At 46.2% G+C, this 24,400-nt stretch carries 25 protein-coding genes; 7 read left to right on the forward strand and 18 right to left on the reverse strand.

Going from position 1 to position 24,400, the window contains the following annotated elements; genetic code table 11:
* Positions 1–66: 66 nt before the first annotated feature.
* Positions 67–804, forward strand: coding sequence for an SDR family oxidoreductase (locus tag LZG73_RS01275; protein WP_233845684.1), 738 nt, complete (start codon positions 67–69; stop codon positions 802–804).
* Between the two features lie 59 nt (positions 805–863).
* Here LZG73_RS01275 and LZG73_RS01280 read toward each other — a convergent pair whose 3' ends face one another.
* The 10 genes from LZG73_RS01280 to LZG73_RS01325 all read right to left on the reverse strand — a co-directional run bounded on the left by LZG73_RS01280 (position 864) and on the right by LZG73_RS01325 (position 9,209).
* On the reverse strand, positions 864–1,925 hold the full coding sequence (locus LZG73_RS01280; protein ID WP_304488734.1) for an NAD(P)-dependent alcohol dehydrogenase: 1,062 nt from the start codon (positions 1,923–1,925) through the stop codon (positions 864–866).
* 132 nt (positions 1,926–2,057) lie between these two features.
* A complete protein-coding gene (locus LZG73_RS01285) occupies positions 2,058–2,216 on the reverse strand; it encodes a DUF2256 domain-containing protein (RefSeq protein ID WP_233845685.1) in 159 nt (52 codons plus the stop codon).
* Positions 2,217–2,269: 53 nt separating this feature from the next.
* Complete coding sequence (locus tag LZG73_RS01290; RefSeq protein ID WP_233845686.1) at positions 2,270–3,097, reverse strand: serine O-acetyltransferase; 828 nt, start codon at positions 3,095–3,097, stop codon at positions 2,270–2,272.
* A gap of 78 nt (positions 3,098–3,175) precedes the next feature.
* Positions 3,176–5,020, reverse strand: a complete 1,845-nt coding sequence (locus LZG73_RS25455; protein ID WP_255696994.1) for a family 2A encapsulin nanocompartment cargo protein cysteine desulfurase — start codon at positions 5,018–5,020, stop codon at positions 3,176–3,178.
* A complete protein-coding gene (locus LZG73_RS01300) occupies positions 5,004–5,924 on the reverse strand; it encodes a family 2A encapsulin nanocompartment shell protein (protein WP_233845687.1) in 921 nt (306 codons plus the stop codon). Before LZG73_RS01300 ends, LZG73_RS25455 begins: the two co-directional genes overlap by 17 nt.
* 353 nt (positions 5,925–6,277) lie before the next feature.
* Positions 6,278–6,766 carry a hypothetical protein gene (locus tag LZG73_RS01305; protein ID WP_233845688.1) on the reverse strand — a complete coding sequence of 163 codons (489 nt, stop codon included), beginning with the start codon at positions 6,764–6,766 and terminating at the stop codon, positions 6,278–6,280.
* Between the two features lie 89 nt (positions 6,767–6,855).
* Entirely contained in the window at positions 6,856–7,353 is a 498-nt protein-coding gene (locus LZG73_RS01310; protein ID WP_233845689.1) for a PRC-barrel domain-containing protein, read from the reverse strand.
* Between the two features lie 32 nt (positions 7,354–7,385).
* Positions 7,386–8,021, reverse strand: coding sequence for an OmpA family protein (locus LZG73_RS01315; protein WP_233845690.1), 636 nt, complete (start codon positions 8,019–8,021; stop codon positions 7,386–7,388).
* A 186-nt stretch (positions 8,022–8,207) separates the two neighbouring features.
* Positions 8,208–8,852 carry a flavin reductase family protein gene (locus tag LZG73_RS01320; RefSeq protein ID WP_233845691.1) on the reverse strand — a complete coding sequence of 215 codons (645 nt, stop codon included), beginning with the start codon at positions 8,850–8,852 and terminating at the stop codon, positions 8,208–8,210.
* 87 nt (positions 8,853–8,939) lie between these two features.
* Positions 8,940–9,209 (reverse strand): hypothetical protein, encoded by a 270-nt coding sequence (locus LZG73_RS01325; protein ID WP_233845692.1) that lies wholly within the window; start codon positions 9,207–9,209, stop codon positions 8,940–8,942.
* A 155-nt stretch (positions 9,210–9,364) separates the two neighbouring features.
* Between LZG73_RS01325 and LZG73_RS01330 the strand changes: the two genes are divergently transcribed.
* Entirely contained in the window at positions 9,365–9,787 is a 423-nt protein-coding gene (locus LZG73_RS01330) for an ester cyclase (RefSeq protein WP_233845693.1), read from the forward strand.
* Between the two features lie 24 nt (positions 9,788–9,811).
* Here LZG73_RS01330 and LZG73_RS01335 read toward each other — a convergent pair whose 3' ends face one another.
* The 5 genes from LZG73_RS01335 to LZG73_RS01355 are packed head-to-tail and all read right to left on the reverse strand — an operon-like array spanning position 9,812 to position 17,461.
* On the reverse strand, positions 9,812–11,587 hold the full coding sequence (locus LZG73_RS01335; protein WP_233845694.1) for a sulfatase-like hydrolase/transferase: 1,776 nt from the start codon (positions 11,585–11,587) through the stop codon (positions 9,812–9,814).
* Positions 11,588–11,606: 19 nt separating this feature from the next.
* Complete coding sequence (locus tag LZG73_RS01340; RefSeq protein WP_233845695.1) at positions 11,607–13,154, reverse strand: arylsulfatase; 1,548 nt, start codon at positions 13,152–13,154, stop codon at positions 11,607–11,609.
* A gap of 4 nt (positions 13,155–13,158) precedes the next feature.
* Positions 13,159–15,459 (reverse strand): arylsulfatase, encoded by a 2,301-nt coding sequence (locus LZG73_RS01345; protein ID WP_233845696.1) that lies wholly within the window; start codon positions 15,457–15,459, stop codon positions 13,159–13,161.
* 31 nt (positions 15,460–15,490) lie between these two features.
* Positions 15,491–17,068, reverse strand: a complete 1,578-nt coding sequence (locus LZG73_RS01350) for an arylsulfatase (protein WP_233845697.1) — start codon at positions 17,066–17,068, stop codon at positions 15,491–15,493.
* A gap of 3 nt (positions 17,069–17,071) precedes the next feature.
* A complete protein-coding gene (locus LZG73_RS01355; RefSeq protein WP_233845698.1) occupies positions 17,072–17,461 on the reverse strand; it encodes a hypothetical protein in 390 nt (129 codons plus the stop codon).
* Positions 17,462–17,761: 300 nt separating this feature from the next.
* Here LZG73_RS01355 and LZG73_RS01360 point away from each other — a divergent pair, with 300 nt between their 5' ends.
* Together LZG73_RS01360 and LZG73_RS01365 are read left to right on the forward strand one after the other, a co-directional pair.
* Complete coding sequence (locus LZG73_RS01360; RefSeq protein WP_233845699.1) at positions 17,762–18,319, forward strand: carboxymuconolactone decarboxylase family protein; 558 nt, start codon at positions 17,762–17,764, stop codon at positions 18,317–18,319.
* 44 nt (positions 18,320–18,363) lie between these two features.
* Positions 18,364–19,203, forward strand: coding sequence for a hypothetical protein (locus tag LZG73_RS01365; RefSeq protein ID WP_233845700.1), 840 nt, complete (start codon positions 18,364–18,366; stop codon positions 19,201–19,203).
* 8 nt (positions 19,204–19,211) lie between these two features.
* Here the strand turns inward: LZG73_RS01365 and LZG73_RS01370 are convergent, their stop codons facing one another.
* Entirely contained in the window at positions 19,212–19,634 is a 423-nt protein-coding gene (locus LZG73_RS01370) for a hypothetical protein (RefSeq protein WP_233845701.1), read from the reverse strand.
* A 221-nt stretch (positions 19,635–19,855) separates the two neighbouring features.
* Between LZG73_RS01370 and LZG73_RS01375 the strand changes: the two genes are divergently transcribed.
* On the forward strand, positions 19,856–21,025 hold the full coding sequence (locus LZG73_RS01375; protein ID WP_233845702.1) for a neutral zinc metallopeptidase: 1,170 nt from the start codon (positions 19,856–19,858) through the stop codon (positions 21,023–21,025).
* Positions 21,026–21,103: 78 nt separating this feature from the next.
* Here LZG73_RS01375 and LZG73_RS01380 read toward each other — a convergent pair whose 3' ends face one another.
* On the reverse strand, positions 21,104–21,679 hold the full coding sequence (locus LZG73_RS01380) for a porin family protein (protein WP_233845703.1): 576 nt from the start codon (positions 21,677–21,679) through the stop codon (positions 21,104–21,106).
* 336 nt (positions 21,680–22,015) lie between these two features.
* Entirely contained in the window at positions 22,016–22,549 is a 534-nt protein-coding gene (locus tag LZG73_RS01385) for a DUF2911 domain-containing protein (protein ID WP_233845704.1), read from the reverse strand.
* 310 nt (positions 22,550–22,859) lie between these two features.
* Between LZG73_RS01385 and LZG73_RS01390 the strand changes: the two genes are divergently transcribed.
* Complete coding sequence (locus LZG73_RS01390; RefSeq protein WP_233845705.1) at positions 22,860–23,249, forward strand: hypothetical protein; 390 nt, start codon at positions 22,860–22,862, stop codon at positions 23,247–23,249.
* Positions 23,250–23,254: 5 nt separating this feature from the next.
* On the forward strand, positions 23,255–24,277 hold the full coding sequence (locus LZG73_RS01395) for a type II toxin-antitoxin system antitoxin SocA domain-containing protein (protein ID WP_233845706.1): 1,023 nt from the start codon (positions 23,255–23,257) through the stop codon (positions 24,275–24,277).
* The last annotated feature ends 123 nt before the right edge of the window (positions 24,278–24,400 follow it).

A 24,400-nucleotide genomic window follows, 5' to 3' on the forward strand; every position in this document is an offset into this window, starting at 1 on the left:
ATTTGTCCATTCCGGCTGCTTTCCAACTGACTACTTTCGTTCCGTCAGTTTAAATCAGTTTATAAAATGAAATCAGCATTAGTTACAGGAGGCAATAAAGGCATTGGGTATGAAGTAGTTAAACAACTTTCTAAAAACGGATTCTTCGTTTACCTGGGCAGCCGGAGCTTGGAAAGCGGATTATCAGCAGCTGAAAAGCTAAAAGCGGAAGGATTTTCAAACATTGAGGCCGTTACATTGGATGTGACCAATCAGGAATCCATTGACGCAGCCCGCGCTACAATTGGTAAAAAAACGGAAGTTCTTGATGTGCTTGTAAACAATGCGGGCATCTCCGGCGGGTTTCAGCAATCAGCGCTGGAAACGAAAATCGATACATTTAAAACGGTTTATGAAACCAATGTGTTCGGTGCGATCAGCGTTACACAGGCCTTTTTCGATCTGTTGCAAAAATCATCTGCGCCGCGCATTGTGAATGTAAGCACGAGTATGGCTTCGCTAACACTGGCGGCGGATTTGTCAAGCAGCAGTTACCCTACGCGGTTTGTTGCCTATCAATCGTCAAAGTCTGCGCTGAATATGTACACCATTAATCTTGCTTATGAGCTGCGTGATACGGCATTCAAAGTCAATGCAGTGTGCCCGGGTTATACAAAAACAGATTTTACAGGGCATCAAGGGACGAGCACACCCGAGGAAGCGAGACAGCGCATTGCGAAGTATGCAATGATTGGAAACAACGGACCGACCGGTCAGTTTTTTAGTGAAGAATATTTTCCAGCACCAGCCAATTGTCCCTGGTAAGTGCAGAAAGTTAAATTTTTAGCGGCTGAAAAATGTTCAGCCGCTAAAAATTTAAGAAATTAATTGGCTTTCAGCGAAGCCATATCGATGACAAAACGATATTTTACGTCGCCATTCAATAACCGCTCATAAGCTTCATTAATCGATTGAATGTCAATCATTTCAATGTCTGCTGTGATGCCATGTTCGCCACAGAAGTCCAGCATTTCCTGTGTTTCGGCGATGCCGCCGATCATTGAACCTGAAAAACTCTTACGGCCCTGAATAAGGCTGAAAGCAGCCACCGGCAGCGGATGCTCGGGAGCGCCTACGAGTGCCAGCGAACCGTCTACACGAAGCAATCTCAGGTAAGCATTGATGTCATGCTGTGCAGAAACCGCATCCAAAATAAAATGCAGCTTTCCAGTGTAAGCGGACATTTGCGCTTCGTCTTTGGACAAAACAACTTCATCCGCTCCAAGGCGTTTCGCCTCAGCAAATTTCGTTTGAGAAGTTGTAAAAGCAACCACCTCAGCCCCCATTGCTTTGGCGATTTTAATGCCCATATGTCCCAGACCGCCAATTCCTACAACGCCAACTTTCTGGCCCGGACCTACATTCCAGTGACGCAAGGGTGAATAAGTGGTGATTCCAGCGCACAGCAATGGTGCCGCAGCTGCCAGATCCATATTTTCGGGAATGCGCAATACAAAGTTTTCACTTACGACAATGCTTTCTGAATAGCCGCCAAAGGTTGGCGAGCCCGGAATGTGTTTGTCGGGCGAGTTATAAGTGCCTGTCATGCCCGGTTCGCAATATTGCTCCAAACCTTCATTGCAATATTGGCATTCCTGACAGGAGTCAACCATGCAACCCACGCCTACTACATCTCCAACCTTGAATTTTTGCACATGGTCGCCTACACGCACAACTTTGCCGACGATTTCGTGCCCGGGAACGCATGGATACATGGATGGTCCCCATTCACTTTTTGCAGTATGTAAATCGGAATGGCAGACCCCGCAGAACAAGATATCAATCTCCACATCATGCGGCGTAGGTTTCCGGCGGTTGATATCCATTTGATTTAAAGGAGCTTCGGCTGCCTCGGTTCCGAATGCTTTTACGACAGTTGTTTCCATGAATTATTAGTTTGAGTTGGTTTGAAGATTTTTGATCTCTAATGATTATCCCTTGTGCAAAGGAAGTGTGCCAAAGGTAAGCTTCGCGGGTGAAGAAAAAGCTTTGGTAATTCAATTTCGAATGATTGCAAACTAGCTGGTGACAGCATTCGGCTGACGTCCGGATTTGTGTTTCCGGCATCCGTCGCTGCAATATTTGACTTCGTCCCAAACCTTTTCCCACTTTTTACGCCAGGTGAAGGGCCTGCCGCAGACGATACATACTTTTTCGGGAAGATCCTGCTTTTTCATGATGGGACAACTAGCGCAAATCTGATTGATTTCGAGGAAAATAAAAGTGAAGATTATTTGAGTGTTGGCGCGTCTTCTTTTACCACAATGCGCAATTGGTGCGTGTTGAAAACCTGCGAATTCGGTTCAACGCTTTTAGTCAAAAATACACTTCCGCCGATCACACTGTTCTTGCCGATCACCGTGTCGCCGCCCAAAATGGTGGAGCGCGCGTAAATAATCACATTGTCTTCAACGGTTGGGTGTCGTTTTGTCTCGGCCAGACTTTTCGCAACCTGCAATGCGCCGAGCGTTACGCCCTGGTAAATGCTGACGTTTTTGCCAATGATGCTTGTTGCGCCAATCACGATCCCGGTTCCGTGATCAATCATAAAAGGCACACCGATTTCAGCATTGGGATGAATGTCGACACCTGTCTTTCCATGTGCATACTCACATAGAATCCTTGGCAAAACAGGAATGCCTAGCTTGTTGAGATGATTGGCAATGCGGTAAACGGCGATGGCGTAAAATCCTGGGTAAGAAACGATTACTTCATTGACACTGTGCGAGGCCGGATCATATTCATTGATCTTATTGGCATCCAGCCGCAGGTTTTGATAAATGCCTTCGAGGGAAGAATAAAAATCATGAACGACGCCTTCAATGTCGATGCCGGACGGTTCGAGATAACTCAGCAATATATTTTCCAGATCGATCTGGTTCTTCTTTAATATGCCTTCATAGGATGTGCTTTTGGGCAAATGGTTGCTCGGAAACAGGAATTGCAGCAAGCCATCGAGCCACGAAATTGCGTCTACCGACGAAGGCGTTGCCTCCCACTCTACAATGTGGGTTTTCTTCAAAAGGCTTATTAAGGAACGCGTATTGAGGTTCTTCATTGGGTTATAAAAATAGGCTATTGGTATGTGAACATTCCAATAGCCGTAAATTACTCATTTTCTCCGTCCAGCCTGATGCTATTTCCCTGTTTTCCTCAATCTATATAACGTTTCCACCAGCACATCGACTTCGGATGTTGTGTTGTAAAAAGCAAGCGAAGGACGAACGGTCGTTTCTACACCAAATCGGCGCAAAATCGGCTGCGCACAATGGTGCCCCGAGCGCACTGCAATTCCTTCCTTGTTTAACACTTCTCCGACTTCCTCTGTTTTATAACCTTCAAAAACAAACGACATGACCGATGCTTTGTCGGGCGCCGTGCCAATTAAACGAAGGCCGGGGATGTTTTTGAGCAGACCCGTTGCGTATTGCAGCAAATGATGTTCGTAATCGTGAATGGCGTCAATGCCAATTTTATTGACATAATCAATGGCAGCGCCAAGGCCAACGGCATCGGCAATGTTTCCCGTTCCCGCTTCAAAACGGTTGGGCGCATTGTGAAAACGCGTATGCTCGAAAGTCACATCCTCGATCATGTTTCCTCCGCCCTGCCACGTCTGAGTCTGATTCAGCAAGTCCTCTTTTCCATAAAGCACGCCAATGCCCGTTGGTCCAAAAACCTTGTGTCCTGAAAAAACAAACCAATCAGCATTCAGGCTTTGCACATCCGAGCGCAAATGCGAGACGGATTGCGCGCCATCCACCAACACTTTCGCTCCGGCAGCATGGGCCATTTCCACGATCTGTTTGGCGGGCGTAACCGTTCCCAATGCATTCGAAACCTGCGTGAAAGAAACCAGCTTTGTTCTGGAATTGAGCAGCTTTGCGTATTCATGCAGGATAATCTGACCGTCATTATCGACAGGAATAACCCGAATTTTCAAGCCTTTCTTGTCCGCAAGCTGCTGCCAGGGAACAATGTTGGCGTGATGTTCCAAGTTACTGACAATGATCTCATCGCCTGCAAAAAGGTTCTCATCTCCCCAGCTTTTGGCCACCAGGTTAATTGCTTCCGTTGCGCCCCGAACAAAAATGATTTCATTTACGGAACGAGCATTCAAGAATGCACGAACTTTTTCACGCGCACTTTCATAGGCATCCGTGGCGCGTGCAGCAAGCTCGTGCGCAGCGCGGTGAATGTTTGAATTTTCGTGTTGGTAAAAATATGCAATGCGGTCAATAACGGACTGCGGCTTTTGTGTCGTAGCCGCATTGTCTAGCCAAATCAGCGGTTTGCCATTCACTTTTTCACCCAAAATCGGGAAGTCTTTCCGAACCTGATTTACATCAAATGATTGGCTTAATGTCCTGCCATCAAAATGCGGGAAAGTGCTGCCTGCAAACTGCGAACTCTTGACCGCGTTTTCTCCAAACGGATCATTGCCGCGAAATCCGGCTCCTGACAGGAAATAGTAACCTGCGCTTTCCAAGCCTCCACCCTGGGGAAGCTGAGGCGTGCTTTTGAATGTTGTTAATGAAGCCCAAAGCTTGTTAACGTCCGGTTCAAAAGCCGTATCTGCTGAAAATGGAAAAGACGACGCATATCCGGGTCCATTCAAGATCACCGAAGGCGAAACGCCACTTGCAGTTGGCGACACCGGAGTTGTCCCGTGAGCTGGCTGACCGATTATCGGCGCGCTTTGGCGTGGAAAATGCGGGTCCAGCAAACTTGTCTGCGGATCATTGACGTCAAATCCCTGTCTGTTACTGTTATTGAAAACCTGAGGAATGCGGTCATGAACGAGGTTAAGCGAGCTTTTCAACCTGGGATGATCGTCCAGGTCGGGTGAAAAATTGGCGCTTGGAACTTCATTGGGAAGCAATGCAAAAAGTTCGTTTGCCAGCTTCTCAATCTCATGCACATCGGGCAAGCCCGCAATCTGATCCGCATTGGAATGCGGAAGATTAATATCTGTACTCATGGTAATTTCCGATTTCGACATCATCCAGAACTGCAATTGCATCGTCTACCAACACCGCGAGCGAGCAGTAAAGTGAAACCAGATAAGAGGCGATCGCCTTATCATTAATCCCCATAAAACGGACAGACAAACCGGGAGACTGCTCACCCGGCAAGCCTGGCTGATAAAGCCCAACCACGCCCTGGCGACTTTCACCTGTGCGCAGCAACAAGATTTTTGTTTTGCCGTCTTCGATTGGCAATTTATCCGAAGGGAAAAGCGGAATGCCTCTCCACGTGAGGAACTGAGAACCAAAAAATGAGGCTGTCGGAGGTGGAACGCCTTTGCGTGTGCACTCGCGACCGAAAGCGGCAATCGCTTTTGGGTGCAAAAGGAAAAATCCAGGCTCTTTCCACACTTTGGAAATCAATTCGTCCAAATCATCCGGCGTAGGCGCGCCGGTGCGTGTCGAAATGCGTTGTGATGGCGCAATGCTGTGCAGCAGACCGTATTCCTGATTATTGATCAATTCGCTTTCCTGACGTTCCTTAATGCTTTCAATGGTGAGGCGAAGCTGTTCACTGATCTGGTTGTAAGGCTTGCTGTACAAATCCGAAACACGCGTGTGCACATCCAGCACGGTGTTAACTGCGGTCAGGTTGTATTCGCGTGGATTTTCAACGTAATCAATGAATGTATGCGGCAATTCCCGCTCGTCTCTTCTGGAACAATCCACTTCTGCCACACTGCCATCTTTCACTTTGTTGAGACGATACACGCCAGATTCAACCGGGATCCAGTTGAGTAAATGCGTAAGCCAGCGCGGTGTGATGGAGACCATCTGCGGCACAGTCCGCGTTGCAATAGCCAGCTGCCTGGCTGCTACATCGCCCAGCGCAGTTTGTTGTAAATTCTGATTTGCCATTTGTTTATTTTCTTGATTAGGGATTGATATGCCGGTTTCCCGAACGCCGTTGGCCGAAACGCTGGTCGCCAGGCAATTTTATGGTGAACATACTTCAATTTAGACCCTGTGATTTCATAAATCGAGCACTTTACCACTTGAAGGATCCGTAATAACCTCAATCCATTAATCTATCGATAAAATATAGCGATCTGGATTGTCCTGTTTGCAGCCTTTAAATGCCACTAAAATACAGTTTTTTCCAGACAAGCTTTTCAGTAAAAATTAAACGAGACACTGGGTATTTTACCTGACCAAAAACGCAGAAAACCTGACTCGTGGAGCCAGGTTTTCTACATTAATGCTACAACCCGTTATTTGCGGAGTTGTGTCTTTTGGTTGTGTTTGTTCTCCTGGTTTTCGTAATTACCAGTTTTGCCAGTGCGGTTTTTGGTGTTCCTTGCCGCTGACCCGCTGCCTTTTTTCACGGTCGTATCCGGTTCCGTCATATTTTTCTTGCGAGCCGCCAAAGCTTTTTTCGAATTGAGCATTGACTTTTCGTTATCTGCATCGGAATAGCGCCCAACATCGTTCGCATTCTTTTTGGAAGCTCCACCCGGCCGCGTGCTGCCATCATCCACAGCGCTCTTCTGAGCCTGCTGGCTTCGGGTATCGAGTTGCCCGCTGTTGCCAGACTGCGCGGTTCCGTTTGGATTCTTCTTGCCGCCCGCCTGACTCCCCTGCGCCTGTTTTCCCGCGGTAACAGATTGATCTTTGGTGCTCGATGCCGCCGGAACCTGCGCATATGACGCCGTCGCTATTCCACAAAGAATCGCAAAAGCAAATATCACTGACTTTTTCATAATATGGTTTTAAGTTGATGCGGATTATTAGACAAATTTGATGGCAATGTTATAAAATTATGCCAACGAAATTTGCCGCACCGACAATCTTAATCCAACTTCCTACGATTGGCGTAAAACTGCTTTTCGTTGAAATGTTCGTGGTCGTAGAAGCCTTCCGGATGGCTTTGGTAAGTGTCGGCTCCTGCGGCCAATGCGGCGGCGAGGCCAGTGAAGGTGTTTCGTATTTTTGATTCAAATTGCACCGTAATCTCCTCCTTTTCGTAGGCGGGAAGCAAGTTCAGGCGGGTTGCCGTCAGGTCGCCCAAAATGACGTCGTCATCCGCTTCGTGAAGTGTTGCGAGCCCAATGGGCACCAACACAACTTTTTCTTCAATGTCCAATTCGTTGTCGTCCAGGTCCACAACCAAATAGCGCACTTTTCGTGATTCTTTGTCAAAAATCAGCTCTTCAACTTCTCCCAGATAGTTACCGTTCGTATCCTTCACATCCCAGCCTTTAATGTTAGGCTGGCCATCGGCTATTTCAAAATCGCTGCTTCCCAATTTTTCCAATCGGTCGTTGGCATTGCTTTCATTTATGTCCATTGCTAATTAATGTTTTAGTTGAATTTTAAAACCTATTTCTGGATCCTGGCTACAATGTCCACTCTCCTGTTCATCTGCCGTCCTTCCGGCGTTGCATTGCTTGCAACCGGGCTCGATTGTCCGCGCGAATGCACCGATATTGTACTTTCTGCAATCCCCGCATTTTCCACCAACCAATGCTTGACTGCATTAGCGCGGCTCTCACCGATTTCCTTGTTCATTTTGGCGCCCCCGGTTGAGTCTGTGCTTCCATACACAGCCAAAGATGCGCCTTTGAAACGCTTGTTTAATGATGCCGAAATCTGCTTTAACTGGCTTTCGGCGCTCGCCTGGATGGACGTGTCTCCCACTGAAAAAAGAATGTTTTCGCCGAGACCATAGATTGCATAATTGGCATTTCCCCGTACAGAAATGGATTTGTCAGTCACTTCATCATATGAAGTTTCGGATGCATTGAAATCGACATTATCCCAGTCGGAAAGTGTTGCGGCGCCTGTTATTGAGGCAGTTGTATCTCCCGTTTCGGTGCTGTCGCGGGAATTTTCAGATCCGTCTGCTGCTTTATCACAGCCTCTTACCAACAGAATCAGCGCGATAATTACAGCGGCAATAATGAGCCAGATCCACCAGGGATTTTTCTTTTTCGGTTGTACATCTAATTCGGCCATAGTTTTTGATGATGTTAATGTTAGCGAAAACAGCAATTGTTGCTGCAACCCGTTCATCAGTCAAAACCATGCCAAGACGTATATTTCATGAGGTCTGCGAATTCAGGACCAGTCGTGAAGAAATGGCGTTATAGCGCTGATTTGAATGCACCGTTGGTGATGACCAGAAAGAAGGCTGAATGTCACCTACCTATTGCGCTTCTTGAAATCAGGCAGATCTTTCGGACGCGCGTAGGGAAACTGCGCGATCTTGTCAAGCTTGTAATATGTGTTGAGCCCGGAAATGCCGACATCGTTCGCAACGCTCAGATCAATCTGTCCGTTTTCATCAATTGAATCATCCGGAATGAGTGCATGTTCGACTTCCCCAATGATCAGAACGGTTCCATTGAGCTCGATGGGGATGGTTTGAATGAGTTTCATCCCGAGTTTCAATGTGCTTTCCTTTACAAATGGTGCTGAGAAATCATCGATGTAATCTTCTGTCAATGCACATTTTTCAAACTCGGATTCCGCTCTCTCAAACTTCGCGGACGTGTAATGTGCCTGTTCGACAAACGAATCGTGAATGTGATTAATGGTGTAAAAACCTGTTTCCAGAATGTTGTCATAGGTGTGCTGCCCCGCTTCGCGATCCGGTCTTATGATAAAACCGATGAGCGCAGGATTGCTGCCCAAGTGGATAACCGAACTGAAAATTGCGAGATTAGTCTTCCCGTCTGCTGAGATTGTGCCTACCAAATTTGCAGGTTTGATCCCTGTTATCGAATTAATGATATTCAAACGTTTTATACGTTCCGTGTCTTTGATAATCTGCTTGTTAAGGTGCATGGTTGTGGGTTAAATATTGGGCATAGCATTTCAACGTGCCATGGTTGGCTGCAATTTAGAAAAGAAAATGCTTTGAAATCGTGCCGGCTAATCTGCTGCAACAGGATCTTTATAGGTTAGCTCAGCCAGCTGATCGATCAGTTCGTCGGTTTCAGCAAGATACTGCGCCTCGTCGAGCAAGCCTTGTCTGTAAGAATGGTAAAGCATATCAAGATCAGCCTTGATCTCGCGGCGGCGCCTGGGACGTGGTGATTTTTCTTTGCGGGGAAAATGTATTTCTATCCATTCAACAATCATGCTGCCGATGAACGCAAGCGCTCCGGCAACAATAAAAAGAAGAAGTTCAATTAGCAGCACGGCAAGATTATTTCTACTGTTTAGTCGAATGAGACCGGTTATAAATTTAATAAAACACGGCCTGTATATCAGCAAATTACTTGCTTTTCCTGAAAGTATATCACTGCTTGCCTGCGCTTTTTTATAAAAAATTTCTTCACCTAAACTTTTGCGTCATGGGAACAAAAGAATCAACGCTGCTGTACAGATGGTTTGATCAGGTTTGGAATAAGAACGACGAAAATGCGATCGGACTTTTAATGACTGATCATGCTGATTTTCAAGGCATCGAGACTAAAAGCGGCACAAAGGGTGCCCCTGCATTCAAGCTGTTTTTTCAGGATTTCACAACGCAATTTCACAATATCCACATTGAAGTCGAAGAAGTTATCTCTGAGGGTGAAATGGAAGCCGCCAGGACGGTCATCACGGCCAAGCACGCCGCCACAGGCAAGGATGTCGTTATCCCAGGCCTTTGCATGGTCAAAGTAGAATCCGGACAAATCGCCCAAGCCTGGAACAGCTACGATTTTCTTTCAATGCATCAGCAGTTGGGTGGCAAGCTTGTGTCGGCAACCGACAGTCAGTTCCAGCAATGATAAAACCGCCTTGCAGAAGTTACATTACTCGATCAAAATCAACTCAACTGCCTGGATATCTGCGAAGGTTTGGCCTTGTAAATGGGTTGGCGTTAATGTTAGTTTGCCCTGGCCTTTTTGAAGTTGCAATGTGCCTAGTTGCAGCGTTTTGAACTCTTTTTCGTAGGATTCGCCTTTGCGGTCTACACGGTCGGGACTTGAAATTAGCGGCGGGTCGAATGTTTCGGTGATCTTGCCAGTGATTTGGCTGTCATTGAATGCGATCGCGAATGTGTCGCCTGCGTCCGGGCTTGTGTAGCGAACATTGACCTGATATTTCCCGGTTGTGTTTATAGCTACATTCCAGGCGGCGTAGGATGCAGTGTCGTTCCAATTCGTGATCCAGGAGGAATTGGGAGCCGTGGCGCTGTAAGATAATTTGCCGTTTTTGGAACCATGCAACACGGCATCCTGTGACGGAAGGACGGTTTTGGGAAACTTTTTGTAGCCAACTGGCAGCCACCGCACGGTGTCAATGCTAGCTGTCATTTCCTGTTGCCACTTTTCCAATGCAGCTGACAGCGTTTTGGTTAGTTGAGGATTCTGCGTTGAGAGATCCTTTTGCTGCGTCGAATCTTTGGAAAGATCATATAACGAGCCGCCGGAAAACAAGTAAGAGCCTTTTCTGACGCTACTATTTTTATTGATTGATGTGAAAAGCAACCTTTCCGGAACTTGCGCAACTTTGCCAGTCAACACTGGTCTCAGGCTGATGCCGTCTAATGGTTTCGTACCCTTCGACGGGACATTTGCAAGATCGGTCAATGTTGGTAGAAGGTCGATATACGCTGCGTTTCCTTCAATGATTTTGCCTGGCTGAATTTTACCGGGCCAGCGAATCAGGAAAGGAACGCGCACTCCGCCTTCATCAGCCATGCTTTTACGGCCTTTCATATCACCATTCCAGCGCCATGAGTTCGGTCCGTTGTCGGTGAGGTAAATGACGATTGTGTTTTCTGCAAGTTTAAGCTGGTCGAGCTTGCTGAGAATGCGGCCAACATTGTCATCAATATTTTCACACATGGCGAGGGCGGAAATGGTCACTTCAAGTTCTTCCGCACTTTTATCACGACTAAATTGACTAATCCCTCTTGCCTTCACGCGATCATAATAGGCATCCGGGACCTGAAATGGCGAATGCGGCGCATTGTAAGGAATGTAGCATACAAACGGCTGCGCCTTGTTTTTTTCAATAAAATCAATGGCCTTATCCGTCAAATCGTCCGTGATATAACCTTTACTCCGCACGCGTTCGCCATTGTGGTCAAGCCTGGTGTTGAAATAATTGGCATAATGACCGCTCAGAAAACCATAAAACTCATCGAATCCGCGGCCGTTGGGATGATATGGATATTGGCTCCCATTGTGCCATTTCCCAAAAGCGCCCGTCGCATAACCAGCCTTCTTGAACAAATCGGCCAATGTCACTTCGTCCAGATTCATAAACTCCCTTGAATTGGAAACGCCCCAAACCCCGGAGCGATAATGATAGCGCCCGGTTAGCAATCCGGCCCGGGTGGGCGCGCACAATGGCGCCACGTAAAACCGCGAAAACCGTGCACCTTCCTTTCCGATCTTGTCAATGTTCGGCGTTCGCACATTCTTGTTTCCGTTAATGCTCAGGTCGCCCCAACCCTGGTCGTCGGCAAGGATGAGCACAATATTTGGCCGCGATTGCGCATTCGTATCAAAGTGAAAAGCTGGCAGTGAAAGCAGCAGGAAAACGGCGATTAAGGCTCGTTTATAAAGATTATGAGGCATTCCAGACAAACATTATAAGTTAGCGACGCGCAGTGCTGCGGCCTTCTATTTTGATTTTTTCGAGCAATGCGGCAATCTCTTTCACGGTCTCGGGATGCTTTGCTGCGACATTATTTTGTTCTCCCAAATCCTCAGAAAGATTATAAAGCTGCGGCTTGGGATCGCGCCCGTTTTCATTGCCATTCTTCTGCGTTTTCGGGCCGTCGGATGTTTCAATGTATTTCCAGTTGTCTTTCACAATGGCAATAACCCCACCCTGCTCCACCAGCACACTGCGGCCCGTTTTCGATTTCCCTATAAATGCTGCAAACAAATTTTCACTGTCTGGCGCATCGCCGGGCTGCAAAGTTTGTTTGAAATATCCTGCAAATGACGCCAGCAAGTCGATTTGGCAAACCAATGCATCCGTAACGGTCCCCGGTTTTACAACGCCCTCCCAGCGAACAATGAAGGGCACACGCGTTCCGGCTTCAAAAGCGCTGCCTTTGCCGCCGCGCAACGGTCCGCGCGGATTGTGACCATTCAGTTCTGTAACAGCGCCATCATCATAACCGTCGTCCAAAACGGGACCATTGTCACTGGTGAAAATGACGATCGTATTTTTTTCAAGATTAAGTTCTTTCAATTTGTCCAAAACCCTCCCGACTGTCCAGTCAAGTTGCAAAAGGGCGTCACCGCGCAGCCCCAGACCGCTTTTCCCTTTGAACTCCGTGCTCGGCATGCGGGGCACGTGAATGTCATTGAGTGAAAAATACAGGAAAAATGGCTTTTGCCGATTGTCTTCTATGAATGCAAGTGCCTTGTCTGTAAAAACGTGACCAAGCTCCTCGTCAATCCAACGCGCCTTTTTCCCACCCGTCATAAAACCAATGCGGCCAATGCCATTAACGATCGTGTTATTGTGCCCGTGATCGGGAGAAGCGTTCAATTTCAGCAATTCGGGATTTTCTTTTCCCGTGGGTTCGTTGCCAATTTTATGCTGGTAATTCACCTCAATCGGATCTGATTTTTCCAAACCGACCACCTGCTGATTTTCTAGAAAAACCGTTGGCACGCGGTCGCCAGTGGCTGGGAAAATGTAGGAATAATCGAACCCAACGGCGTCAGGCCCTTTTTTAACAGGCTGGTTCCAGTTGATTTTTTCTCCATCCTCACCAAGTCCCAAATGCCATTTCCCGACAACAGCGGTTCGATATCCAGCTTTTCGGAAAACGGCCGGAAGCGTTGCTTTGTCTGTCGGAATGATCAGGTTCGCATCGCCGGGCAACACGCCGGTTCCTTTTTTGCGCCACGGATATTCGCCCGTCATGAGCGCATAACGCGATGGCGTGCAAGTGCCTGAGGTCGTGTGCGCATTGGTAAAACGGAGCCCCTCGCGCGCCAGCCGGTCGGCGTTCGGCGTCTTGATTTTCGTTGCGCCATAAGATCCGAGATCACCATAACCCAGGTCGTCGGCATAAATGTAAATGACATTGGGTTTTTGGCTTTGCGCATGAACGGTGACGCAGAAGCCAGACAGTATGAATGCAGTTAATATTTTTGTAAAAAACAATTCGATTCTTCCCATAACCTTACTTTCCCGTCGAAGTTTTTTCGCCTTCATTTTGCTCGATGACCAAAGTTTTCACGGCACCCGTGAATGCAAATGTGCCTTCATAAGATTTGGTAACGGGCGAGTTCAGGTCTTTTCCAATGCTGAAACCGTCAGTTGCTGCTGAATTGAGATATTTGTTGCGATTATCAATGGCTTGCTCGGCCACTTTTTCACTGTTTACAAAAAGGGTCACTTTCTTATCCTCGGCAAACTCGACCCTAATCGTATTTTTTCCCACCAAAAGCGATTTTGATGAGGTTAACAAAACTTCTTTTAAACCATCATTGATCAAATATTGAAGCTTGTTGTCCTTAACAAAAAGGCTCGTCCCGCCAAGCAGACCGCCATTTGAGAAAATAACGCCTTCCGCATTTTTGTCTTTGATATCAACCGTTGCCGTAATGTTGACAGCGCTTTTTCCAATGTAAACACGCGTTTTAATGCTCGCGCCTTCGTAAATAATCGATTTTGCACTGATGGGCGGCGGCGCGAGTCCTGCACGGAAGTTTTTCAGTGGATACACATCATATTTACGGGCTTCTTCGTCAAAGAGCTTTTTCAATGTTTCCAGCTTCTCGGGGTTTTTCGCGGCAAGGTCATTGATCTCGTTATAATCCTCATTCAAATTATAAAGCTCCCACTTGTCGCGACTGAAATCGGCAATGAAATTAATGTCGGTGGTTTTTTCTCCAAATGTGTTTCTGGGATGATAAACGCTTGCTTTCCAGCCATCTTTGTAAATAGAACGGCCCCCGTGAAGCTCATAATATTGCTGTGTGTGACGGGTTGGCGCTTTGGCATCGGCCAGCGAGTAAGTGAGTGACGTGCCATGGAACGGACGCTGCGGATAGCCGTTGATCACGTCGGGCACTTTCAATGCGGCCAGCTCAATAGTGGTAGGCAATATGTCGATCACGTGCGAATATTGCGGACGCAAACCACCTTTTTCCTTGATGCCTTTGGGATAATGCACGATCAGGGTCGTGTGCGAAGCTCCTTCTGCATTCACGTCGCTTTTCCAATATCGGAAGGGCGTATTCGTTGCCTGCGACCAGCCTAGCGGGTAATTTGGGTAACTGTATTCCGTTCCTATCTTGTCATATTGCGAGAGCAAAAAGCCAATGTTGTCACCAGACGCCTTTTCGGCAGTGCCAACTGTTCCGGTGTAAGTCCCTTCTTTGCTCCCACCATTGTCTCCTACGACCAGGAAAATCAGCGTGTTATCCAACTGCCCGATTTCTTCCAGATATTTGGTTATGCGCCCAATCTCGTAATCTGTGTAAGTCAGGAAGCCTGCGTAAACTTCCATAAATCTTGCATATAACTTCCTTTCATCGGCCGAAAGCGATTCCCAGGCTTTAATGCCCGTTTGCCGAGGAGCCAGTTTCGTGTCCTTGGGAACCAGTCCACTTGCAAGCTGGCGTTTGAGCACTTCCTCGCGATATTTGTCCCAGCCTCCGTCGAATTTACCTTTGTATTTGTCGCTCCATTGCGTTGCGACGTGATGCGGCGCATGGGCTGCGCCTGTGGCAAAATACATAAAAAAGGGCTTTTCAGGGTCAGCTGATTTCTGATTTGCAATGTATGAAATTGCCTTATCTGCCATTAATTCGTTCAAATGGCGCGTATTGGGCTCAATGTTGATGGGTGTAGTTTCCTCCACCAAATGCGGATGCCACTGGTCCGTCGCCCCGCCTAGGAATCCGTAAAAGTGTTCGAATCCGCGACCGGTTGGATAGCGGTTGTAAGGGCCGGCAATGGTTAGATCTTTCGGCTGGTTTCCGTGCCATTTGCCCAAAGCAAACGTGTTGTAACCATTCTCTTTGAAAATCTCAGCCACGGTTCCGGCTTCAAAGGGAATGTTGCCGTTATAACCCGGCGCACCAATGCCGAGCTCCGCATGGTGCCCCATGGCGACGCTGTGTGCATTACGACCGGTAAGCAATGCGGCCCGCGTTGGACTGCAAATGCCGGTCGTATGAAAGTTCGTATAACGCAGACCGTTGTTGGCCAGCTTTTCAAAATTCGGTGTTCCGATCAGGCCACCAAATGCAGATGTGGCGCCAAAACCGACGTCATCGAGCAGAATCCAAACGACATTAGGCGCTCCTTTTGGCGCCTTGGGCTGCTCCTGCCACCATTGTTCGGTTTCCTCGATTGTCTTCCCGACTTTCCCTTTAAAAGGCTGCACAGGATCATGCTGTGCGAAGGTTGTCCCAAAAACCAGTGCAGATAATAGCGCTGCTCCTGCCCATTTTTTGTAAAATATTGATCTCATATTTTTGTTGTTAAAAACATTTCTTCACACATCATTTGATGAGGTCCCAATCCACAACGCCCACCTTCTTGGCCCATTTCAAATATTGCTTTTCGAGCTCCTTAACCTTGTCCGGAAATTTTGCGGCAAGGTTTTTCGTTTCCGTCCGGTCGGAGTGAAGGTCGTACAACTCCCACGGCTGGTGGATTTCGGCAACGAGCTTCCAATGACCGCTGCGCACGGCCCTGCTGCCTTCGTGTTCCCAGAAAAGTGTTCGGTTATCCGGTTTGTGGCTGCCTGTCAATGTTGATTTAAGGCTTTTTCCCGGCAATGCGGTCAGTTTTTTACCCGCCAGTTCCTGCGGATATTGCACGCCTGCCCAGTCCAGGCAAGTGGGCAGCAGATCGATCAAATGTCCAACCTCGTTGCTGGAACTTCCTCCCTTGATCTGCCCCGGAAACCAGGCGATAAAAGGGGACGCAATGCCGCCCTCGTGGGTGTTTTTTTTGAATAAACTAAAAGGTGTGTTGCTCGCATTGCCCCATTCTGGATAATAACTGTCAATCGAAGCGACGGTGCCCGGCGTGCCGTTTTTCTGCGTTACATAGTCCCAATCTTTGACTGTGTCGCCGCTGCCGCCGTTGTCTGAAACAAAAATGACGAGCGTGTTTTTATCTTGCTTAATGTCTTTAAGTTTGGTCAAAATCTCGCCAATGCCCTGATCCATGCGGTCGATCATCGCTGCGTAAATGGCCATGCGCAAATCCCAGTTCTCGCGTGCAGCGGCAGTCAATTTTTCCCAATCTTTTGCACCGCTGTATGGGGGTGATAATTGCCAGTCCTTATCAATGATCCCGAGCTCTTTTTGACGTGCAAAACGCTGCTTGCGCAGCTCGTCCCAGCCTTTCAGATATTTGCCTTTGTATTTTGCAATGTCTTCGGGCAGCGCCTGGATGGGCCAATGCGGTGCCGTATAAGTCACATAAAGGAAAAATGGCTTTTCACTGTTTTTAACCTCATCCAAAGATTTCACTGCAAAATCAGTAATCGTTTGGGTGAGATATTGTGAGGTGTCCTGCCGCTCTATTTTTTGACCATTTAAAAGAAAGGTCACCGTGCGTCCATCATTGTAAATCGGCTCCGAATTGAAATAACTGCTGCCATTATTGAGCATGGTAAACGATTTATCAAACCCGCGATTATGGGCCAGCGCAGAGGGCACCAGCCCAACGTGCCATTTGCCAGACACAATGGTGTTATAACCTTTGGTTTTCAAAAGCTGCGCAATGGTGGCGCTGTTTTCACTCAAATAACCCTGATAAGCTGGCGAACCCTTATCCTGCACCATATCGCCGATGCCAGCCTGATGCGGATATAATCCAGTAAGCAAGGCGGCGCGCGAAGGACAGCAGCGCCCGCTGTTGTAAAAAGAAGTGAGTTTGATGCCATCTTTGGCCAGGCGGTCCAGATTAGGCGTTTTAATCTCGGAACCAAAAGCGCCAAGATCCGAAAAGCCGAGGTCGTCGGCCAGAATGATAATGATATTGGGCTCCTGCTTTGCCGTTTGTGCATAAACAGCCGGGAAGCCAATGAGTAAACAATTGACTAGTAACGATAAAAGTCTTCGCATAAACTAACTTACTGCCAATTGCCTGACGCTGAGTGCAGTCACCCGGAGGCCTTTGAGATATTTGATTCTTTTACCAATGTCCGCACTGAATTCGAATGTGGTGTCCTGCGGAAACATTGCTTCAAAACCGGCAAGCACGCGGTTAAGCTGCGCGCGCGAAACACCGCTGTATTCCAGTTGTAAATACTGCGATTTTTCGGCTGAGTAAGTTTTGAACTTCCAGTATTGCGGATGATTGACGCCTATAAGCGGACTGAAATCCTTTTCGTGGTTGTCCTTTACAAAGAAATCCAACGCAATGGAGACAACTTTGCGGTTTTTGGCACGCTCGCCCGTCACGAGAATCTTCACTTCCCGGTTTATTGCAAGCTTAATAGTTTGTTCGTAAGTCATTTCTGAAAAGGTTATGATAGCGTAACTCCATGCCGCATTGCGCAAGACGCAGTGAGTAACTGAAAAATGAATGTCAAGATTACTGGTTCAAAACAATGGATCTTAAAGGGCGGCTGCCCTTCATGGTGGTGGTTGTATCGCAAATTTAGTTAAACTATTTAGTCTACAAACTTAATAGTTTAATATTTTCATTGATCAACCGGATTTTGTCTGCCAATGGATTATTGGAAAGAAAAATCAATAACTAAACATATATGAAATAGAATTTTTTGCAGTATGTTTAGGCATTCGAACGAACCCATGCCACATATAAAACTGCAAGATGGAGTTCCCGGCATTCTGGGACCCATGAAATTTAGTCCAAAAACAGCTGAGCCATTGAATGCGCTTGCTAATGCACTCTTACTCAGCGACGAAGGTCTTACACGCGGCGAGCGCGAGCTGATCGGCGCATATGTGTCCTCATTAAACGATTGTTTTTTCTGCCAAACCATCCACGGCGCAGTTGCCAGCGCTTATTATGATGATGACGACTGGTCGTTTATGAATAGTGTGAAAACCAATTATCAGGAAAGCACATTATCCGAAAAAATGAAGGCATTGCTCAGCATTGCCGGCAGCGTTCAAAAAGGTGGAAAGAACGTGTCAGAGGCACAAGTTGCCGCTGCAAAGCTTGCAGGAGCGGATGATCGCGACATTCATGACACGGTGCTGATTGCGGCCGCATTCTGCATGTTCAATCGCTATGTCGATGGCCTGGCAACCACTGCGCCAAGCAACCCGGCGATCTACAAAAACCGCGCAGAAAACATCGTCAAGAAAGGTTATTCGGGCGATTCCAGTTACGACCCGTATTAAGAACATTCTGATTTACTTCAAACGACACTATACAGATTAACGCTATGAAAAAATTGATATGCTTCGTTACAATGCTTGTTGTTTTTGCATGTGACAAGACGGATGAACCGGATCCAAAACCAGCTGAGGAAGTAAAACAACAGGCTCCGTTTGAGGGCGGAGAAGTGGATGTCAAGATCAATAAAGTGCTTTTTAACGGTTTATTGGAGGCTGAATATCTGTACGACGGCAACTTGCTGGCAGAAGAAAGGCGCTTCGTTGCAGCGCCGTCGCCCATGTTTTCACAAACAGGCGTTTTCAAAAGGAGCAATGGTGTGCTTCAAAATTATGAAGTAAAACTTCGGGCGCTTACTCCGGCCGGGCAAAACCCTGCTGACACATTAAAGCCATATTTCTCACTTAATTACGCGCCGGTAATTAGCGATTCGCTTCGTGAGGTTACGCGTGAAGATTTGCAGTCCGGCGCAAAAACGCTCCGGATTTATGCTTTTGACAAAACGGGATATATTACGAGGCAAGAGTTGTGGAACGAAAATAAAACGGAGAAAACGACATTCGCCTACACCAGAAATGACCAGCATAATGTGCTGAAAAGCAGCACAAATAAGCAAACTTCAACAATAAAAGACGAAACGCAATATTTGTACGACGACCATCCAAATCCATTTTTCAAACTGGGAAGGGACGCTTACGGCGAGATTTCGATCCGGTCATTGAGTCCGAACAATCCTGTGAAAGAGACACGTTCGTTGGACAATGTTGTCATTTCAAACACAAACTACACTTACGAATATTTACCCAACGGTTATCCCAAAAAAGTTACGGTTCGCGTGGAAAGCACCAGTTTTCCGCCTTACTCCTACACGATGGACTTTATCTATTGAATATTGGGTTAATGTGGGATTGAAAGCTGCCATTTCGGGCTTACCTGATGAAAGTAAGATGCCGTGCCGGGAGCCGTTTTTCTGTTGGATGTGATTTTTGACTCATTGATAAAAAATTGCGTCTGCCTGAACAGGCTTTCCTCCTCCCTCCAGTCGGACTGGCTTACAAGAAACGGCTTCAATGGCCTGAAAAAATACTCAAACACGACCCAATCCACGTAAAGCTCGTTATTATAGCGAATGTGATAAGCCGATTCAAACTTTTCGAGTTTGTCAAAAACAACTTGAAATGGCGTCTTGTTGGGTTTGTGATTTTTGCGAAGCTGCGGCAATATGGGCTGCACAATGCGAGCTGCAAGCAGGAAGTTGATATAATCGTTGAGATTATACCAAACTGTATCCCGGTGCACGATGTATTGAATCGGTTTCATAGTGAGCGTAATCCTGAAAAACTTTTTGGAATATCAAAAATATCGGAACGAACTCATTTGAACCACATCAAAAGCTAATTTAGAGTCTTTAAAAAGACGGCGCATTTACCGAAAACCTTCTCAGAATCAGCTGCTAGTATTATTTTTAAAATTAAAGCCAGCATTCTGGAATTGTAGAAGAAATTTCTATCTTGTTTCCTAAACAAACCAACAAACTATTTATGAAACAGATTAAACTACTTACTACACTGCTCCTTTTCTCACTGGTGCTTGCCACAAGTTGCCAGGATAACTTGGAGAAAAGCAATGCCGTTGGACCGCAAGAATCGTCTCTGGCGGCTTTAAGGGAAAAAATCAGTAAAGCGCACGCTTCTTTGCCTGTTGATGTCAAAAAGAATATGCGGCAAACTTCGCAGCTGACGCTGAAAATGCACCCGGAATATCGCAATATCGTTTTGAAAGCGCTGAATGTGATTGAGCCGACGCCATGTGATGGAAACACACCCATTAACATCTGGCTGGATCAGCAACTGAGCGACTGGAATTCGGAAGTAATCGGATATGTGCTGGATTTTGCCATGCTCGATTTGCCGACTTATGATGCCCTTGTGTTTGAAAATAGCTCATCAAACCAGTATTTTGGCACAAGCGGACAATTTACGCAGAAGCTTACCAAAGGTTTCAAAGACCTGAAACGGTTTTGGAATATTGATTCAGACGGGATTGTCCTTGCCGCGATGCATGGCAACATGTTGCTGAACCGGGATAGAATTATTCGCACTTATGTTGCTGCATTCGGGCTAGATGCTGCAACCGCAGCTGTGTTTGCTGACATTGTTGTGGAGCTTGCTAACCAAGTGCCGCAATATAGAAAAGGAGATCATCCGATTTTCACTTTCAATGCATTTGCGCAATCTGGATTCGACTTCCCTCCTTATGGCGTCATTCCTGACAAAATTATCATGGGCGATGGCATTATGGAAGGGTTTGCAGCCATTGGATATGGGGATGTTGCGCCCCAGGCTATTCTTGCGCATGAGTTTGGGCACCATATCCAGTTTCAGCTCAATCTTTTTCCGGACGCGCAATCACCAGAAGGCACGCGCAGAACTGAGCTGATGGCTGATGCTTATGCGGCTTACTATTTGTCTCACGCGCGAGGCGCTTCAATGCAGTGGAAAAGGGTGAAGCAGTTTTTGAGTGTGTTTTTCAACATTGGTGATTGCTCTTTTAACAGTGACGGTCACCACGGCACGCCTACGCAAAGGCTGGCAGCGGCGGAATGGGCTTATAACCTGGCCAACAATGCACAGAAGCAAGGGCACATTCTCACTGTGGAGCAATTCACAGCACTTTTTGAGCAACAATTGCCGATCCTGATTACGAAATAAGTCGTTTTATCAGGCACAAAAAAAGAGGATGAACGTTGTTCATCCTCTTTTTTTGTAACCAAATTTTGGTCGAAAAAATTATTTAACCAAAGGGATAGCCCAGAAAAGGCTGGCTTGAATTACGCTGTTCTTGAAATCAGGATTAATGTCCTGGCCTGTGAAATTACCAACTTTCGAAAGTCCGGCAACATATCTCACGCCTACGCCCAAACCGATTGGTGACTGGTAACCAATGCCACCTGCTGCTGCAAGATCAAGGTTTTTAGCAAAATTATTGATCGTTTGATCAGGAATGTTGGTTGAAGTCCTGAACCCTGCTTGCGGGCCAAATTCAACGTAAAATCCGCCAGCCGTTTTGAATTTGAACATTACCGGAATGGTAACATAGCTGATTTTGAAATCCGATTTACTTCCGGCATTGTTCACCTTGGCACCTTGTGTTGAGAAAAGAACCTCAGGCTGGATCGAAAATACTTTTCCAAATCCATAATTGATAACACCACCAAGATGGTAACCCACCAATGCATCTGATTCAATATCACCGCCCGTGTAGTTACTAAAATTCAGACCGGCTTTGGGTCCGATGCTAAAAGACTGAGCGGAAGCTGACTGAACAGCAACAAAAAATGCGACTACAAATAACAATTTTTTCATGATTGACATTAAGTTTAAATGATCTACAAATCCGCATCGAACGAGTCGAGCGATCTGCCTTTGCAGCCACGGCAATTGCCGGAACCCTAACGGTTACATCCAAATGTTGTGCCATTCTCTGTTTTTGATCAAAAAATCCTTGTAAAGCCAAATCATTTCAGGTAAAAGAAATAAAAAAAGAGGCAGCCTGGTTACAAGCTGCCTCTCTGGAAAGGCCAATGTCTTCTTAAATTTCAAGTGCCCTGGAATTTCCACACTCGACGCTAATGCCAGTGTTGAAGTTCAAATTTCCGCCAGCAGTTTATCATTGAAACTGGCAAACGGCAATGGTCAATGTTACTTGATAGCAACGGGCACTTCTGTGTTTTCCCAACGCAACACGAAACCTTTTGGCGTTATTTCGTAAGCCATAACCTCGGTCATTGAAGCACTTTTTGCGGGCTTTGCTTTAACTGTCAGCACATCTTTGGAAGCATCTTTTGAAGTTTCGCCGCCGCGTTTGATGCCCCATTGGCCTGTTTGCGAGTTAAAAATGAATGACCATTCGCTCGCACCAGGAAGTGCGTAAAGACTGTATTTTCCAGCTGGAAGCTTTTTCCCTTCAATTGTAATGTCCTTATCGGTTTCAAAAATGGTTGCCTCATTGGCACCAGCACGCCACACTTTGTCGAATGGAACGAGGTCGCCAAATATTTTGCGCCCTTTTACAGAGGGGGCTGAATAATTAATGGTAATGTTAGCACCACCCGCTTTCCCAGTGGCGGTTTTTGCCGGACTTGGCTTTGCTCCATCTTGTGCCTGGCTCATGGTTGCTGTAAAAACGAATGCTAACATCATAGCAAAACCCTTCAAAATCAATGTCTTCTTCATGTCAATAGTTTTTTGATTTACGATATCATTAATATTTCCCTCAATATCGTGAATTTGTACTATAAAACATTAGCCCTAGGATGCAGTGCGAATATTTAACATGCGGTTAATTCCTGATTTACCCTTAAACGACCCGAAAATATCACATCACATTTGCCGGTCCGATGCCACCACGACCACGCCATTTAAGGTCGTCCCCTTCCTTTAAATAACTCGTGTCCACCGTTCGCAAGATGGCACACTTCTACATGCTAAACATTGAATCGCCAAAGTTTAGATTGCACACGATTTCAACGAAAAAGTTGATTTTATGAAATCTTTATATAATTACTTAAACTATTTGGTAACTTTGGCATCACGATCAGAAGTTGAGCAGTTTCTTGGAGAGTTCTTTGTGAAGTATAGGATTTTCGACATTCGTTTTATGGAGCGGACCAATACTAAGAACCTCGACACTTTTGCTCAGCTTGAATTGACCGCCTCTAAACGGAGGCAAATTATCGAGTCACTGAAAGTCGCGAATTATGTAGCAGGACCCATTGACGATATACTTTATAAAATTGCCAGTCTTTGGATCTTCGGTCAACACTATAAGAGTCAGGAAATATATATCAAGATTTCCCTTGGCAATGCCAATTCAAATGTGATATGCATTTCCTTTCATGTTGCCGAACACCCCATGATTTATCCATTTAAATAGAAGCCATGAAAAGTCCAATAACAGGTAAGGACGCGATCTTGCATTGCGAACCGTCATCTTTAACCTTCCGAAAAGAAAAGTTTGATTTTTTCTGGCATTATTACTTTTGCGAGGACTCGGGTGAGAAGTTCACAACAGATGAGTTGGACGATCTTGGAATCTCGCAAGTTTACAATCAATATCGCGAAAAATACCGGATTCCGTTTCCGGAGGAGATTAGGGAAATAAGACGGATGTATGATGTTTCGGCCAATAAAATGTCTGAAATATTGGGATTGGGCACCAATGCTTATCGGTTATATGAATCGGGTGAGATTCCATCGGTTTCGAATGGGCGGTTGATTTTGTCAGTCAAAGATCCGGCGACATTCATTCGGCAAGTTCAGGCGAGCTCGCATATTTTGACAGAAAAAGAGGTTAAAAAACTGGTGTCAAAAGCAGAGCAGGTCATTGCGGATAATGCAAAGCACGCCTGGGATCTTTTGTTTCTTGATCAAATTTTTGAAAATCAAGCTCCGTCGACATTCAACGGATTTAAAAGGCCCGATATGGAGAAAATTTCGAATATGATCGCCTTTTTTGATTCTAAAATCAAAGGACTTTACAAAACGAAATTGAACAAGCTGCTTTTTTACGCCGATTTCACTTCGTATGCGCGGACAGGTTATGCAATTTCAGGCATTTCTTACCGGGCAATCCAGTTCGGGCCGGTGCCTTCGCAATATCAGAAAATGTATGTCAAACTTTGTGACGACGCCAAGTTATCGATTGATCAGGTTGAGGTTGGCAATGGGAATTATGGTGAAGTGATTTCAACGAAAAACACTTTCGACCCATCCCAATTCAGCGAAATTGAGTTAAAAACTTTGGCGGATGTGTGCGAGGTTTATGGCAAAATGCAGACAGCAGCGCTGGTGGATGCGAGCCATTTGGAAAAAGGTTGGATTGACAATGAACAGGCAAAATCATTCATTAGTTTTCAGGATTCGGCATTTTATTTACTCAATAACACTTTGCCGGTGAGCTGAGCTAAACTGCATCTTGGTATAATTATTGAAGTGCCTTCATTAGCAAATCTGCCGGTGAAGGCATTTGCATTTCTTGCTTGAAATCAACAATTTACCCTCACTCTTGAACCTCGAAATCTTAAT

This window comes from Dyadobacter sp. CY326 (assembly GCF_021390515.1).
In the GTDB taxonomy this organism is placed as follows: Bacteria; Bacteroidota; Bacteroidia; order Cytophagales; family Spirosomataceae; genus Dyadobacter.